At 68.0% G+C, this 14,668-nt stretch carries 14 protein-coding genes and 1 pseudogene; 6 read left to right on the top strand and 9 right to left on the bottom strand.

The window, feature by feature from the left end; all coding sequences use genetic code 11:
* The first annotated feature begins 69 nt into the window (after positions 1–69).
* A complete protein-coding gene (locus G6N26_RS25115) occupies positions 70–1,536 on the top strand; it encodes an aldehyde dehydrogenase (RefSeq protein WP_083015390.1) in 1,467 nt (488 codons plus the stop codon).
* Between the two features lie 157 nt (positions 1,537–1,693).
* Here G6N26_RS25115 and G6N26_RS25110 read toward each other — a convergent pair whose 3' ends face one another.
* The 6 genes from G6N26_RS25110 to G6N26_RS25085 are packed head-to-tail and all read right to left on the bottom strand — an operon-like array spanning position 1,694 to position 6,378.
* On the bottom strand, positions 1,694–2,218 hold the full coding sequence (locus tag G6N26_RS25110; RefSeq protein ID WP_083015385.1) for a maleylpyruvate isomerase N-terminal domain-containing protein: 525 nt from the start codon (positions 2,216–2,218) through the stop codon (positions 1,694–1,696).
* Positions 2,211–2,672 (bottom strand): MaoC/PaaZ C-terminal domain-containing protein, encoded by a 462-nt coding sequence (locus G6N26_RS25105; RefSeq protein WP_083015381.1) that lies wholly within the window; start codon positions 2,670–2,672, stop codon positions 2,211–2,213. Before G6N26_RS25105 ends, G6N26_RS25110 begins: the two co-directional genes overlap by 8 nt.
* Positions 2,669–3,199 carry an FAS1-like dehydratase domain-containing protein gene (locus G6N26_RS25100; RefSeq protein WP_083015377.1) on the bottom strand — a complete coding sequence of 177 codons (531 nt, stop codon included), beginning with the start codon at positions 3,197–3,199 and terminating at the stop codon, positions 2,669–2,671. Before G6N26_RS25100 ends, G6N26_RS25105 begins: the two co-directional genes overlap by 4 nt.
* 13 nt (positions 3,200–3,212) lie before the next feature.
* On the bottom strand, positions 3,213–3,638 hold the full coding sequence (locus G6N26_RS25095; protein WP_083015374.1) for a nuclear transport factor 2 family protein: 426 nt from the start codon (positions 3,636–3,638) through the stop codon (positions 3,213–3,215).
* A gap of 36 nt (positions 3,639–3,674) precedes the next feature.
* On the bottom strand, positions 3,675–5,240 hold the full coding sequence (locus tag G6N26_RS25090) for an AMP-binding protein (protein WP_083015371.1): 1,566 nt from the start codon (positions 5,238–5,240) through the stop codon (positions 3,675–3,677).
* A 10-nt stretch (positions 5,241–5,250) separates the two neighbouring features.
* Complete coding sequence (locus G6N26_RS25085; RefSeq protein ID WP_179960268.1) at positions 5,251–6,378, bottom strand: Rieske 2Fe-2S domain-containing protein; 1,128 nt, start codon at positions 6,376–6,378, stop codon at positions 5,251–5,253.
* Positions 6,379–6,485: 107 nt separating this feature from the next.
* On the opposite strand from G6N26_RS25085, the gene G6N26_RS25080 reads away from it, so the two are divergent.
* Positions 6,486–7,736: a cytochrome P450 gene (locus G6N26_RS25080; protein ID WP_067171018.1), complete on the top strand. Its 1,251-nt coding sequence runs from the start codon at positions 6,486–6,488 to the stop codon at positions 7,734–7,736.
* A gap of 16 nt (positions 7,737–7,752) precedes the next feature.
* On the opposite strand, the gene G6N26_RS25075 is transcribed toward G6N26_RS25080, so the two are convergent.
* On the bottom strand, positions 7,753–7,947 hold the full coding sequence (locus G6N26_RS25075) for a ferredoxin (RefSeq protein ID WP_009957531.1): 195 nt from the start codon (positions 7,945–7,947) through the stop codon (positions 7,753–7,755).
* Positions 7,948–7,965: 18 nt separating this feature from the next.
* The gene (locus G6N26_RS25070) at positions 7,966–10,371 is read right to left on the bottom strand and encodes a CaiB/BaiF CoA-transferase family protein (protein WP_083015365.1); all 2,406 of its coding nucleotides are present in this window, start codon (positions 10,369–10,371) and stop codon (positions 7,966–7,968) included.
* A 93-nt stretch (positions 10,372–10,464) separates the two neighbouring features.
* Between G6N26_RS25070 and G6N26_RS25065 the strand changes: the two genes are divergently transcribed.
* A complete protein-coding gene (locus G6N26_RS25065) occupies positions 10,465–11,286 on the top strand; it encodes a FadR/GntR family transcriptional regulator (protein WP_067171014.1) in 822 nt (273 codons plus the stop codon).
* Positions 11,287–11,305: 19 nt separating this feature from the next.
* A complete protein-coding gene (locus tag G6N26_RS25060) occupies positions 11,306–12,022 on the top strand; it encodes an SDR family oxidoreductase (RefSeq protein ID WP_067171012.1) in 717 nt (238 codons plus the stop codon).
* A 3-nt stretch (positions 12,023–12,025) separates the two neighbouring features.
* On the opposite strand, the gene G6N26_RS25055 is transcribed toward G6N26_RS25060, so the two are convergent.
* Positions 12,026–12,886, bottom strand: a complete 861-nt coding sequence (locus G6N26_RS25055; protein WP_083015361.1) for an LLM class flavin-dependent oxidoreductase — start codon at positions 12,884–12,886, stop codon at positions 12,026–12,028.
* A 74-nt stretch (positions 12,887–12,960) separates the two neighbouring features.
* Here G6N26_RS25055 and G6N26_RS25050 point away from each other — a divergent pair, with 74 nt between their 5' ends.
* Together G6N26_RS25050 and G6N26_RS26665 are read left to right on the top strand one after the other, a co-directional pair.
* Positions 12,961–14,040 carry an acyl-CoA dehydrogenase family protein gene (locus G6N26_RS25050; protein WP_083015357.1) on the top strand — a complete coding sequence of 360 codons (1,080 nt, stop codon included), beginning with the start codon at positions 12,961–12,963 and terminating at the stop codon, positions 14,038–14,040.
* A 51-nt stretch (positions 14,041–14,091) separates the two neighbouring features.
* Positions 14,092–14,667: pseudogene (locus tag G6N26_RS26665) on the top strand (acyl-CoA dehydrogenase family protein); the annotation flags it as partial.
* Position 14,668: the final 1 nt, after the last annotated feature.

Below are 14,668 nucleotides of genomic sequence, written 5' to 3'. Positions count from 1 at the left end.
GTTAGCGTCAATAGCGAATTACGGTCACGGTCTTGACTGCACCCACCGCTGCCTCGAGGAGGCACCCCGATGACGAAGAATTCCGACCATCGTTCTTACGACGAAGTGTTCATCGGAGGGCAGTGGCGCAAGCCCGCCAATCCCCAACAGCTCGACGTGATCTCGCCGCACTCCGAGGAGCCGGTCGGTCACGTCCAGGCGGCCGGCCCGGAGGACGTCGACGCCGCTGTCGCCGCCGCGCGGCGCGCCTTCGACCACGGGCCGTGGCCACGGATGAGCCACGCCGATCGAATGGCCAAAGTCGAACAGCTCGCCGCGATCTACGCCCGCCACAGCGACGACATGGCCGACCTGATCACCGACGAGATGGGATCTCCGCGCAGTTTCAGCCGGATGGGTCAGGGGGCGGCCGCCGCATCGCTCATCCACCTCTCGCTGGCCGCCGCCCGCGACTTTCCGTGGACCGAACGCCGCCAGGGGGTGCTCGGCGAGGTGCATCTGCGCCGGGCCCCGGTCGGGGTGGTCGGGGCGATCGTGCCCTGGAACGTGCCCCAGTTTCTGATCATGCCCAAGCTGATCCCCGCCCTCATCGCGGGCTGCACGGTGATCGTCAAGCCCGCGCCCGAAACGCCTTTGGACGCTTTGTGGTTGGCCGAGATGATCGAGCAGCTGGACCTGCCCGAAGGCGTGGTCTCCGTCCTGCCGGGGGGCACCGACGTCGGCGAGGCGCTGGTACGCCACCCGGGGGTGGACAAGATCGCGTTCACCGGCTCGAGCGCCGTCGGGCGCCGGATCGCCGCCCTGTGTGGGGAACAGTTGAAACGCGTGAGCCTGGAGTTGGGCGGCAAGTCGGCGGCGATCATCCTCGACGACGCCGACATCGACAAGACGGTGGCCGGGTTGAAGAGCGCCGGCCTGATGAACAACGGTCAGGCCTGCGTCGCCCAGACCCGCATCCTGGTCAGCGACCGCAAGCACGACGAGGTCGTCGACGCCCTGGCGGGCATGATGTCAGCGCTCAATGTCGGTGACCCCGCCGACGAGGCGACCGACATCGGACCGCTTGTCGCCCAACGACAACAGCACCGCGTCCAGGACTACATCCAGTCCGGCCGCAGCGAAGGCGCCCGCATCGTCCTGGGTGGCGACCAGAGCCCGTCCGACCGCGGCTGGTACGTGCAGCCGACGCTGTTCGCCGACGCCACCAACGACATGCGCATCGCCCGGGAGGAGATTTTCGGGCCGGTGCTGACGGTGCTGCGCTACCGCGACGAGGACGACGCGATCCGCATCGCCAACGAGACCGACTACGGTCTGGCCGGCTCGGTGTGGACATCCGACATCGGGCACGGCCTGGAGGTCGCCGCCGCCGTGCGCACGGGGACCTACGGCATCAACATGTACACCCTCGACATCGGCGCTCCGTTCGGCGGATTCAAGCAATCCGGCATCGGGCGCGAGTTCGGCCCCGAGGGCCTGCACGAGTATGTCGAGCTGCAGACGCTGATAAGCAAAGGACAGCTGCCGCCCCTATGAGGGCTCAGATGCGCACGATCACCGCGTAGTCACATCAGTCACGTGCGCCCCCGCGGGGCTTGAACAGCGATTTTCAACGCGATATCACATGCGCTATCAAGTTCGCCACCACGACATGCCCGGCTCTCCTGGTGCCTGCGTGGCCGGCGTAACAAAGCTATGAAGACCTCGGTCGCCATGAGGGGTCGCGGCCGAGGCGCGCGAGAAGCCTTGCCTGCGCACCGCTTTCGCCGGGTACGACTAGCGGAGCCTTGAACATTCCCGCCGACGTCTGATGATCCCCGGGTAAGCCGGCGCAAAACAGTTCACACCACTCCGTGTCCAAAGTGTCGTCGGCCCGCACCGCGCGCGCCAGGTCCCACGTATGCACCAAGACATCGCGGGTCAGATTCGGCATCAGCCTGTACGCATCGAGCTGGGTCACGCCGCCTGAGGCGAGGGCGTCCTTCAGCGAGCGGTACGTCAATTGCCATCGGGCGTGTGGATCTTCGCGCGGCCGGTCGGGCTTGAGTCCCAAGGGACGCAACAGGAGTACGTCATGAAATCCGATGACGTGCTCGAGCACTCCCCGGGCATCCCAGGCTTCGCACGGGGACGGACGGTCCCAGTTGCCGTCCGCCGCGGCAACCGCCTCACCGAACCGGCGGCACACCGCGAGGTGCAGCTCAGCTCCCTCATCCATCGCCGCGATGCGCGCCGTCGGGCACCTGCAACGTCAGCTCGACCGGACAGCACAGCGCGCCATGCTGATTGGTGACCTGGATTTCGATGTCGACCAGGCAGCGCGGCGGGTCCACCGAGGTGTCCCGCCGTTTGGCCAGCGCCAGTCCGCGGCCGGTCATGGTGTCGCCTGCGTACACCGACCCGGTCAGCCGCATGGAGCGGCGCACCACGCGGCTGCGCGGTCCCGCCCACTCGGTCGCGACCCGGTCGGCGAAGCCGGCGAGGTGCATCGTGTTGACGTAGATCGTCGGATTGCCTTGAGCTCGGGCGTAATCCGGGTCGAAATGACCGGGGAAGTAGTCCCACGTCGCCCCGGTGTTCTCCACCACGCGCTGGTAGCTGATGTGGTCAACCACCTCGGGCAGCTCGGCCGGAATGGTGATCCGCTCGAAGTCCAGGCCGTCGCCGGTCACGAGGAGCCGCCGGGGGTGAAGCGGAACAACGTGTTACGGGAGGTGGCGACCACGGTGCCGTCCTGGCGGCGATAGGTCTCCAGCGTCTCGACGAAATGACCGACCCCGAGCCTGGTCCGCTTTTCCGGCGACACCGACACCAGCTCGTCGACGACGGTCAGCACGTCGCCCTCGATGATCGGCTGGGGGAACTCAACCTCGTTGGCGGCGTTGATGAATGTGGTGCCCGGCAGCGGCACCCGCAGGGCGATCAATGAATCGGAGCGCCTCCCGCCGGGCTGCCAGGGCGGTGCGATCAACCACCCCATCAGCAGAGCGGGCGGCGCGAGCAGACCTCCCCAGTGCAGGTGCGCGAACTCGGGATCCCAATAGGACCGATTGCCGTCCCGGACCATCGCGGCGAACAACTGGATGCGCGCGGCGCTGACCGCCGTGGCCGCGGTGCGGGGTTCGCTTTTCGCACCGACCATCTGCAACGCATCCTCGTAGGTGCCGAAGGCCAGCCGCTGACTGAAATCCTGGTCCACGAATCGATGCCGCTCACATGACGAGCGGATGCCGGCTCGGGACCGAATCCCACTGCAATGTGCGGGAGGTGAAGTACCAGCCGCCGCGCTCGTAAACCAGTGTGTCGCGGAAGATCCCGGTGGCCCGCAGCGTGGTGTCCTCGAACATCGTGGCGAAAAGCACGGCGACACAATGTTGGTCGGCGTTGACCCCGTCGACGGTGATCTCGTGGTCGAGCGTGATCAACCGCTGCCCGTCGCCGCCGTCGAAGGCCGCGCGCAGATCGGTGAACGCCTCACCGTCACGGGCATAGCTGGCGCCGGAGTGGCGGAAGGTGGCGATCCAGCGGTCGCGGTCACCGTCCGAATAGGCGCGATTGTGCCGGGCGTCCAGGTTGAGGATGGCAGCTCGGCCCGTGGCGGCGTGGAGCAGCTGCTGTTCCTGATAGGTCATAGTCATTGTGCTTCGCAGCCTCTCTCACAGTGACGGGCAACGTTATCGGGCAACGATATACCCCTCTTTCTCACGATCCCATGCGCCCGGATTCACACCCGTTTTGCGCAGGACGTCTTTGCGGATGCGTCCAATGACGTTCTTCGGCAGTTCATCCACCGCCTCCACGTACCGCGGCACGCAGAAGTACGGCATCCGGGCCGCGCAGAAGTCGAGCAACTCGGCGCACTCCAGCGTGGCCCCGGGACGCAACGTCACCACCACCAGGATGTCGTCTTCGCCCAGCTCGCTGGGAACTCCGACGGCCGCGGCTTCGGCCACGGCGGGGTGGCGCATGACGACGGTCTCCACTTCGACCGAGGAGACGTTCTCGCCGCGCCGGCGCAACGAATCTTTGACGCGATCCACATAGGTCAGGTTCTGGTCGACATCGAGGCGCCCCAGATCACCGGTGCGAAACCACTCCGGGTGCGGGTCCACCCTGCCCCCCTGGCCCACATAGCCTTCGCTCATCACGTGGCCCCGTTTGGGGCGGCACGCGATCTCCCCGACGGCGCCGGGCGGCAGCGGAACACCGCGCTCGTCGATGATGCGTACGTCGAAATCGGGGTTGGGCCGGCCCGAGGTCCCGGGCACGCCCTCGTCGGCCACGGCCTTGAGGGCGATCGGGAATGCCTCGGTCAATCCGTACATCGTCACGATGCGGCAGTCGTAACGCTTTTCGATGTCGCGGTAGGAGGTCGCGTCGATGGGCGCGGCGGAGATGAACCGCAGCGGCAGCTGCGCGTCCCGGGTATCCGCGGGCAGGTTTTGCAGCATCGAGACCATCGCGCCGGCGCCGGCGAAACCGACCGCGCCGTGGGCGCGTATCTCATCCCACACCTTCGCGGGGTGAAAGGCCTTGGCCAACACGGTGGTTCCGCCGACCAGCATCGGCGCCAGCACGCTGGGCGCCGCACTCAGATGGAAGAGCGGCATCGCCGTCCACAGCACCTCCCCCGCGCCGAACTCCCACGCCGCGGCGGCGGTCGCGGCCACCGAGAACAGGTAATGCCACGTCGTGGCGACCGCTTTCGAGGGTCCCGTCGTGCCCGAGGTGTAGAACAGCACCCCCACGTCCGCCTCGCCTCCGGGGCTGTCGCCCACCGGGTGAACCGGCGTGCTGCTCAACGCCCGGGTGACCGAATCATCGAGCACCACAACGTCGGTCGACGCATCCAGTCCGTCCGCGACGTCGTCGACGCGGGGCCGCCGCTCGGCATCGGTGAGGATCACCTTGGCGTGTGACAGGCGGAGCGTGTGCAGCAGAAAGTCGCCCTTGGTCGCGGCATTGACGGCCGCGCTGACCGCGCCGATACGCGCGGCCCCCAGCCAGAAGTAGACCCATTCCGGGCAGGTGGCGGTGAACAACGCCACGCAGTCGCCACGGCCGACACCCAAGCCGGACAGCATGTTTGCCGCCGCCCGGGACCGCCGCCGCAACTGCTCGAAGGTCACGTCCACCCCGGCGATCGACATCATCACCCGGTCGGGATGCTGCTCGGCGCGTCGATCCAGGACGGCCGGCACGGTGAAACTATCGACACCGAAATCGGCGGGGCCGGGCATCAGGGTGTCATCAGGCTTGGGAAGCCGCCGGGTCGGGCTCGCCGTCGGCGGTGTAGCCGAAGTCGGACGGCGACGGTTGGGTTCCCGGATAGAAGCGGTGCGCCCAGCGGCGAAGGGCCGCGTAATCGTGCGCCTCTTCGGGAGCCAGGTTCGGCTTCTCCAGGTACTTCATGTTCTCCCAGGTGAAGAAGTCCTGCTTGATGACTTCTTGCTGCAGCGCGAGGAACCGGCCGGCGCGTCCGGTGGGCACGTCGCCGGTGTCGCCCGGTTCACGAACGGAAGCCTGTGTGTAGAAGTAGTCCGTGTAGTCCTCGTCGACCGGCGTCTGGCCGGTGACCTGAACGGTGGCCACCAGCTCGCTGGGGAATCGCACCACGCCCAGCCCCAGCGAGTAGTTGTCGTAGATGATCTTGGCGTCGACCGGCCCGTTCGGGGTCAGCCACGTCTGCGCCCGGCCCCCACCGAAGTGCGCGTTGACAGTGGCGTGCAGGTGGTAGCCGGCCACCTCGAACGACGCGGTGGTGGCCGGATTGGCGGCCTTGTGCACGTACTGAACGTGGTACGGGTCGGCGGCGTTCTCGATGATCATCTGCGGGTGCACCTTGACCCGGTTGACCATCTGGGTGTGCGGGTGCAGGGGGTAATACTCGTCGGTCTCCAGCTCGGGTAGCACCGGCGGCTGCCAGTACGGCGCCCGCCCGTGTCGCTCGTGCCAGGCCAGGACGAAGCCGTACCACTCCATGCTCGGATAGGTCCGGATGCGCACGTTGTTCTTGCAGCCGATCTTGCTGTAGGGGATCAGCGCGTTGCTGCCGTCACCGCGCCATTGCCAACCGTGCCAAGGGCAGACGATGTTCTCGCCCTCCACGGTGCCGCCGACGGCAAGGTTGGCGCCGAGGTGCTGGCAGTAGGCGTCCATCACGTGGACCTGGCCCGACTCGGTGCGGAAGAGCACCAACTCCTCACCGAAGTAGTGCGCACGCTTGACCTGACCGGGAGCCAGGTCGGAGCCGAAGGCGACGATGAACCAACCCGTCGGGAAACGGTAGGTCGACAAGGCGATGCCGGCCTGCCCGAACTCTCGTTCGGACGGGTCCTCGGCCGACTCGAAGGCCGAGTCCGAAACTGTATGCGTCACGAGCACTCCAAGTTCGACGACTAGCTCTATTTTTACTATCTTAGGCATAGAACGTCAACGCGGCGCTCACCGGGCCACGGTGCGTCGCCGCAGAACGGGGCTCGGTGATGACGGCTGCAGCGGTCGATCTGTCCGATCTGTCTTTGTGGTGCAACGGCTTTCCCGACGACCTGTTCGCCGAGCTGCGACGCGGCCAACCCCTGTTCCGGCACGACCTGACCCCGGGCGTCGCGGCGCTGTTTTCCGGCGGTACGCCGCGCGAATTCTGGGTGGCCACCAAGCATCGCCACGCGATCCGCCTGCACCGCGATACCGAGTCGTTCACCGCGGCCGACGGCCCACTCATTCAGCCGGTCGCCATGTTCTCGTCGTTCCCGACGATCATCACGTTGGACCCACCCGAGCTGAACAAGCGCCGAAAACTGATCTCGAACGCCTTCAATCCGCGCGCGATCGCCAAGCTGGAGAACGGCATCCGGGCGCGTGCGGCGCGGATGATCGACGGCCTGCTCGCGCGGGGTGAAGGGGACTGGATCGATGACGTCGCCGACGCGTTGCCGATGTCGGTCATAGGCGACATCATCGGCATACCGGAGGAGGACCGGCCGCGAATATTCGACATCTTCGACCGCATCTTGAAGGCGCTTGCGCCCGAGGCGGGCCCGAGCGGTCAGGCGGAACTCGGGCTCTTTGGCTCGGTCTTCGAATACGCGATGGAGCTCACCGCCGAAAAGCGGCGCGATCCCACCGACGACATTTGGAGCACGCTCGCGACGGCGGTGATCACCGGCGAGGACGGCGAGCAGTTCAGCCTGCCCGAAAACGAACTCGAGTTCTTCTTCTTCGTGCTGGCGTTCGCCGGCAGCGACACCACCAAGAACGCACTGGCCATCGGGCTGCAGGCGTTCCTGCGCAACCCGCAGCAGATCGAGCGGTATCGGGCGCAGGAAGCGTTGCGGCCCGGCGCCATCGAGGAGGTGCTGCGCTGGGCGTCGCCGGTGGCGTACTGGACGCGCACCGCGAAGGTCGACGTCGAGATGGACGGCCAGCACATCGCCAAGGGCGAACGCGTGGTGTCGACCCTTCGCTCGGCCAACCGCGACGAGGAGGTCTTCGAATCACCGTTCGCGTTCGACATCGGCCGCCAGCCCAACCCCCATGTGGCCTTCGGGGGCGGAGGGCCGCATCACTGTCTGGGTGCCATGCTGGCCCGCGCGGAGCTGCGCGCGGTCTTCGACGAACTGCTGCTGCGCTGCGAGGGCATCGAGATCGGCCCGGCCAAAGTCGCCCACCCCAATCTGACCACCAACATGTCGATCTACGACGAAATGCCGATAGCGCTACGCGAGCGGCGCTGAGTCAGCCACCACTGGATCAGTCCTCGACCAGCCGCAGCGCGGCCTTGGGGCACTGATCCACCGCCGCGCGCACGTCGATTTCCAGCCGCGCCGGCACGGGGCCGTCCGCGATCTGTACCACGTCGGCGTCCCCTAGCTCAAACACGTCCGGCGCAAGCGATTCGCAAAAGCCGTTGGCCTCACACAAGTTTTCGTCCACCGTCACGCGCATCACATGCCCTCCACTTCTCTAGAGACCCTTGGGCCGGGTCCCGATCACCCCGCTGGTCGCAAGGCGGGTCAGTTCTTCGTCGGTCAGCCCGCACCGATCGCGCAGGATCTCTTCATTGTGCTCGCCCAGCTTCGGCGGCGGCCGCAGCAGCCAGCGGTCCTGGCCGTCGAGCAGCGCGAACGGCGGGCACGGGTACAGGCCGAGTCCGGTGCTGCCATGATGCAGCGCTTCGAAGAACCCGCGCTCGCGCAGCTGCGGATTGTCGGTGACCAGCGACGGCGACACCACCGGCGCGGCGGGAATTCCCGCGCCCGCCAAGCGTTCCACCGTCGGTTCAAGCGACTGGCCGGCGAACCAGTGCGCCAGCCGGGCATCGATGTCGTCGGCTCGCTCCACGCGCCCGGCAACGGTGGACAGGGCCTCGTCGTCACACCACGCCGGCCGGTCCATCGCGTCAACCAGCGCGCGCCACTGCGCGTCGTCGCGAACGGTCACCGCGATCCAATCGTCCTTGTCGCCGGCGCAGCGGTAGATGTTCTGGATCGCCGTGCCGTGACCGCGGTTGCCCCGACGGCACAGCGTGACACCGAAGACCTCGGACTCGATCGCCTGGATCGCGGTGGCGTTGAGCACGGTTTCGAGCATCGGCAACTCGACCAGCTGGCCCGATCCGGTGCGCTCGGCGAAGCTCAGCGCGGCGAGCACGGCGAACGCGGCGTGCACACCGGCCAGCGGGTCGCAGGCCCCGCGCGGGGTCACCGGCGGGGCCTCCGGCAGCCCCGTCACCCAGGCCAGGCCGGCGATCTGCTCCATGGTGGGGGCGAAGCCGACCCGATCTCGCCACGGGCCCTCGACGCCGAACGCGGGCATCCGGGCGAACACGAGTTTGGGATTGACGCCGAGCAGCACCTCGGCGGTGAGCCCGAAGTGCTCCATTACCCGCGGCGAGAAGTTCTCGATCACGACGTCGGCGCCGGCAACCAGTTCGGTGAAAAGGCGGCGCCCCTCCTCGGATCCCAAATCCAGTGTCACGGAACGTTTGTTGGTGTTCATCGCGTGGAACACCCAGCCGTACTCCCACCAGTCGTCCACGTCGTTACGCATTCCGCCCGAGTAGCGGATGCCGTCGGGCCGCTGGATCGACTCGATCTTGACGACGTCGGCGCCGAACGCGGCCAGCAGGTGGGTCGCGGCGGGCCCGGCCCAGAACGCGGTCAGGTCGACGATGCGAACACCGGCCAGCGGCAACCCGTCCAGGGCCGGGTCGGATTCGGATTCGGCACGGCCCCAAGGTGATTCGTCGTCAGCCTCACCAACCGGGGGCGTGGCGCCCACGCGGGAGGGCGCGCAGGCCGACATCAGCCACGGTGGGCGGGGCTGGTGAAAACCGGCGGGGTTGGGGGTGAAGGCCCCGCGCTGGCGCACGTAGTCCAGATCCCGGATGGTGGAGCCGTTGCCGAGCGCGGCGATGGGCAGCCGGAACAGCTGTCCGAGCTCGACGATTTCGGCGACGCTCCGTTCGGCCAGCCAGGGATGGATCTGTTCGCGGATCAGGTCGCGGTACTGCCACCGGCCGATCTGAAACCGGAGCTGCTCGATCTCCTCCAGTTGCGGGCATTCGACCATCGCGGCGAAGTCGAGCCACTGCTGCCCGGTGACCATGGTGATCCCGACGTAGCCGTCCTTGGCCGGTTCGATCGAGGGCACTTCGGTGGTGCGGCGGATCGGCGGGACGCGCAGCAGCTGCGAGTGCAGCCATTCACTGCTCTGCATCGTGGTCAGCGCTTCCAGCATGGATAGGTCGAGGTGCTCGCCGGGCCCGCCGCGCTCCACGCGGCGGCGCACGGCCAGCGCGCCGAACGCCGCGAACACACCGCCCATGTACTCCCCCAGATCGCCGCCGATGGAAATCGGGGGCCCGGCCGGATCGCCGCGGAAGCCGGGTGAGCCCGACCACGCCTGCAAGGTGAACTCGCTGGCGGCGCGGTCCGCATAGGGCCCGGTCCAGCCGAAATCGGAGATCGTGACGATGACGGAGCGTGGCGCGTGTTCCAGCAGTTGCCGCGGATCGATGCCCATCGCCGCGGCCCGCACCGGGCCCGCGGTGACGACGACGACATCGGCGGCGGCCAGCGCGGCGCGGAAGCGCGCCGAATCCTCGGAGCCGGGGGCGAACGTCATGCTGCGCTTGCCCGCGTTGAGGTAGCTGAAAAGCGGCGCGGTGGCGTCCTCGGGGAGGGGCGCACCGCTGGCGGTGTACCGCCGCAGCCAATCCCCTTGCGGCGGTTCGATTTTGCAGACCTGCGCACCCGCGTCGAGCAACAGCTTCCCGCAGTAGCTGCCCGCTATCCGGTCACTGATCTCGACGACACGCAAATCGTGTAGCGGTGTCGGCCGGCTGTCGGACCGCTCGCTCAATTGCACCCGCCCTTCCGATCGACGCGCGACCAGAGAAGCTATTTATATCATTACTGCTAAAATAGCTAAGCCAGCGAGTTGCTTTGTTTCGAGGATCGGATGACCGCCTTGGGAATTGGCCCCGACGCCCGGCGCCGGTTGTCGGCGCCGCGGATCGCCGAAATCGTAGCCGATGAGTTGCGTCGTCAGATCATCGACGGTGACCTTGCCGACGGCGATCTCCTGCCACGCCAAGAGGTGCTCGTCGAACAGTTCAACGTCAGCTTGGTGTCGCTGCGCGAGGCCTTGCGGATCCTGGAAACCGAGGGACTGGTGTCGGTGCGGCGGGGCAACCGCGGCGGTGCCGTCGTGCACGCCCCGGCGAAGACCAGTGCCGCCTACATGCTCGGCCTGTTGCTACAGAGCGAGTCCGTGGAGGTGGCCGACCTCGGCATGGCGTTGCAAGAACTCGAGCCCGCCTGCGCGGCGCTGGCCGCCCGCCGTCCGGACCGCGCCGAGACCCTGGTGCCCGAACTCACCCGAATCAACGAGTCGATGGCCGAGCACCTCGAAGACGGTCGCCGGTTCACCGAAATCGGCCGTGAATTCCATGATCTCGTCGTCCGCGGCTGCGGCAACCACACGATCATCGCGGTCGTGGGCAGCCTGGAGACGCTGTGGACCAGTCACGAACGGCAGTGGGCCGACGAGAGCGCGTCGCGGGGCACCTACCCGTCGCTGGCTCAGCGCCGCGCGGTGCTCAACACCCACATCAAGCTGACCGAGACGATCGCGGAAGGCAACGTCGACCGGGCCCGTCGGATCGCCGGACGCCACCTCGCCGACACCCAGACCTACGTACTGTCCGGTCAGCACGATCAACGCATCTATGCCCTGTCCCCGCAGGCCCTGTCGCGGTCGCGGGATATTCGGCACTCCTGAAGGGCGGCCTGCAACGGTCATGCGAACCGCATTGGTCACCGGCGGTAGCGGCGGGATCGGAAAAGGGTGCGCCCGCAAGCTGGTTGAGCGTGGCTACGATGTGGTGCTCGCGGCGCGCCGGGAAGAACCGTTGCGCGCCGCCGCCGAGGAGATCGGTGCGCGCCATCTGGTGGCCGACGCTTCCGATCCAATCGGATTCCCCGCTGCGATAAGCGCATTGGAGGAAATCGACCTCGTAGTCCATGCGGCGGGGGCGCTCGGCGGAACCTACGCGCGCAAGCAGACCTTCGAGCAGTGGCAGTCCATCATGTCGGCCAACCTGGATTCGTGTTTCGTGGTGACGTCCGCGGTACTGCCCAGGATGAAGGCGGGCTCCCGGCTGGTGTTCATCTCGTCGTCGGCGGCACACGAGCCGATGCCGGCCCGCACCGCGTACTCGGCCTCGAAAGCCGGCATGAACGCGTTCGCGCGGGCCCTGGCGCTCGAAGTCGATCGCGACGGCATCAGCGTGCATATCGTCACGCCCGGCCCAGTGGCTACCGAGATGCTGCAGGACGTTCCGTTCGAGATGTACGCGATCGCGGTCTCCGACGTCGCCGAGGCGGTCGTGTGGCTGGATACCGTTGACCCGTCGGTCGATTTGCCGGAGATCCGCCTGTCCGCGGTGGAGCGCGGCCCTTACGCGCGGCCGCCGGTCGTGCCCACCGAGGCCCGCCGCCGTGCGCAACGAGGTTGACGCTTACGACGCCCGGAACGGCTTGATCACCGATTCGCCGAACTCGTGCAGGGAGTCCGGCGCGGCGAAGTCGGCGAACCAGACGTAGAACCGCTGCACCCCCTGGCCGGCCAGTCCGGTGAAGTGCCCGATCAGCTCGTCGGCATCCCCGCAGATCAGTCCGGATCCCAGGTTGCCGAATCGCCGGGTGCTCACCTCGCGCACGGCGTCGGGATCGCTGCCCGACCGAACAAAGCCCACCATCTGCTGGATCGACAGTCGGGCGGTTCCCGCGGCCGGGGCCAGCGTCGGGAGCCTGTCGAGCTGATGCGCCGGCAGATTCCACCAATCCGCGTATCTGCGAACGAGTTCCATCATCCGGGGCCCGCTGCCACCCAGGACCAGCGGTATCGGGTACGACGGTCGCGGGGCCTGCGGCTCCGGCCCGGCCTCCCCCGTCGCATCCCCCCAGTACTGCCTGAGCAGCTTGAGGTGGCGGTCGAGCTGTTCGACCCGGGCTCTCGGATCCTGCTGGCCGACATCGAATCTGGCGAATTCCGCGGGCCAGGACCCCGCCCCAAGACCCAGCTCGAACCGGCCGCCGGACGCCTCCGAGAGGGTGACAGCCTGTTTGGCCAGCACCGCGGGATGCCGGAAGGCGTCGCAGAGCACAAGATGCCCGATCCGTAGCCGCTCGGTCTTGGCGGCCACCCAGGTGGCAATCCCCATTGCCTCCCAGATGCTTTCGTCGGGCAGGCCGGGCGCCTCGAGGTGGTCGATGAAGGCGATCCCGTCGAAGCCGCTGGCCTCGGCGCGGCGCGCGCGCTCGGCGATGTCGACCGCCGACAACCTCACCTGCGGCAGGAACAGATACCACTCGGTCATGCGCCACCTATGCGTCCGGCCCCGTGCGATTGACGGCAGGGCTAGATTATTATCTTTACTATGTTAGAGGTCTTATGGAAGTAGGGCTGAACTCGGAACAGTTGTCGCTGCGCGACACCGTTCGCGACATCTTACGTACGGAGTGCCCGCCTGAGGCCGCCCGTCAAGCGATCACGGATCCGGAGCGCTGGCGCGCCCTGTGGAAGACGGTCGTGGACCTGGGGTGGACCGAGCTCGCCGCCCCCTCGGGGGAAGGGGCGGGCGACTACGGGCCGGTCGAGCTCGCCGTGGTTCTGGAGGAATGTGGTGCCGCCCTCGCGCCGATCCCCTTGCTGAGCAGCGTCGGTCTGGCCGCCGGCGTGCTGCGCGACGCCGCGCTCGATTCGATCCTGGCCGACATCGCCGGTGGCACCGTGGCCACCCTGGCCGTCCACGCACCCGGGTCGCGCCTGCCCGGTGCGCCGATGACCCTGCGTGACGGGCGGCTGCGCGGCCGCGCGGTCGCCGTCCCCCACCTGGCGCGCGCCGAGCTGGTCGTCACGCTCGCCCGCGACGACACCGGTGACACCGTGGCGGCGGTCGTGCGATGCGGCGACGGCGTCACCGTGGTGCCCGCGGCTGAAGCCACCGACCCCGCCCAGCCGTTGGCGACGGCCGACGTCGACGCCGAGCCCGCGGCCGTCGCGAGCGTCGACGTCGAGGCGGCGCTGACGGTGCCGTGGGTGGCCTGCGCCGCCGACCTGATCGGCGTCGCGGGCGCCGCGTTGCGCCGCTCGGTCGAGCACGCGAAGTCGCGGCGCCAGTTCGGCCAACCGATCGGCGCATTCCAGGGGATCAAGCACGCGCTGGCCGACAACTACGTCGGCCTGGAACGCGCCCGCAGTCTCACCTATGCGGCCGCGGCCCGACTCACCGATCCGGCCGCGACGCCCGGCAAGGCGTGGACCGCCGCCGCGCTCGCCAAGGCGGCGGCCGGTGACGCGGCCGCCGGTTGTGCGCGCACCGCGGTCCAGGTGCACGGCGCGCTCGGACAGACCTGGGAGCACGACGTCCACCTCTACGTCCGGCGCGCCTGGCAGGGCGCCGCACTGCTGGGCGACAGTCGCGCGCTCTATCACGAGGTCGGCCGCCGATTCTGCGGGGGCGCAGCGTGAGCCGCACCGACGACGATGCAGAGCGCGCAGCGATGAGGAGGTGCGGCGCCGGTGAGCGCAGTTGTTGACGAATTCGGGACGTGGTTGGCGGAGTTTCTGCCCGACGACTACTACGAGAAGAATCGGCAGTACCGATGGGACCTGGGCCTGCGGCGCGACTACCAGCGGGCCGCCTTCGAGGCCGGGTGGATCCAGCCGACCTGGCCCCGCGAGCACGGCGGCCGGTCCCTGGGTTTGCGCGACGCCATGGAGGTCCGGCTCGAGGCCGCGTTGCGCTCGGCGCCCAAGCTGCCCAATATCGCCGGCCCCAACGTCGCCGCGCCGGGCATTCGTCAGTTCGGCACCGCCGCCCAAATAGAGCGCCTGCTCGTTCCACTGCTCCGCGGTGACGAGTGGTGGGCGCTGGGGATGTCCGAACCCGAAGCCGGGTCCGATTTCGCGGGGCTGCGCACGCGCGCCGAACGCGATGGGGATGTGTTCCGGGTCAACGGCCACAAGATCTGGACCACCCAGGCCCACGAGTCACGATGGTGCACCCTGTACGCCCGCACGAATCCCGATGCGCCGAAACACCGCGGCATCTCGTGCCTGATTCTGGATCTGCACGCGCCCGGGGTCAGGATCGAGC

Source organism: Mycobacterium marseillense, assembly GCF_010731675.1.
GTDB classification, from domain to species: domain Bacteria; phylum Actinomycetota; class Actinomycetes; order Mycobacteriales; family Mycobacteriaceae; genus Mycobacterium; species Mycobacterium marseillense.
This window is presented reverse-complemented; position numbering and strand designations above follow the sequence as displayed.

Bases quoted from the DNA above. Each gene is read 5' to 3' on its own strand.
- G6N26_RS25115 (WP_083015390.1), top strand. From the start codon at position 70: ATGACGAAGAATTCCGACCATCGTTCTTACGACGAAGTGTTCATCGGA.
- G6N26_RS25110 (WP_083015385.1), bottom strand. From the start codon at position 2,218: ATGGATGAGGGAGCTGAGCTGCACCTCGCGGTGTGCCGCCGGTTCGGT.
- G6N26_RS25095 (WP_083015374.1), bottom strand. From the start codon at position 3,638: ATGACTATGACCTATCAGGAACAGCAGCTGCTCCACGCCGCCACGGGC.
- G6N26_RS25090 (WP_083015371.1), bottom strand. From the start codon at position 5,240: ATGCCCGGCCCCGCCGATTTCGGTGTCGATAGTTTCACCGTGCCGGCC.
- G6N26_RS25080 (WP_067171018.1), top strand. From the start codon at position 6,486: ATGACGGCTGCAGCGGTCGATCTGTCCGATCTGTCTTTGTGGTGCAAC.
- G6N26_RS25075 (WP_009957531.1), bottom strand. From the start codon at position 7,947: ATGCGCGTGACGGTGGACGAAAACTTGTGTGAGGCCAACGGCTTTTGC.
- G6N26_RS25065 (WP_067171014.1), top strand. From the start codon at position 10,465: ATGACCGCCTTGGGAATTGGCCCCGACGCCCGGCGCCGGTTGTCGGCG.
- G6N26_RS25060 (WP_067171012.1), top strand. From the start codon at position 11,306: ATGCGAACCGCATTGGTCACCGGCGGTAGCGGCGGGATCGGAAAAGGG.
- G6N26_RS25055 (WP_083015361.1), bottom strand. From the start codon at position 12,886: ATGACCGAGTGGTATCTGTTCCTGCCGCAGGTGAGGTTGTCGGCGGTC.
- G6N26_RS25050 (WP_083015357.1), top strand. From the start codon at position 12,961: ATGGAAGTAGGGCTGAACTCGGAACAGTTGTCGCTGCGCGACACCGTT.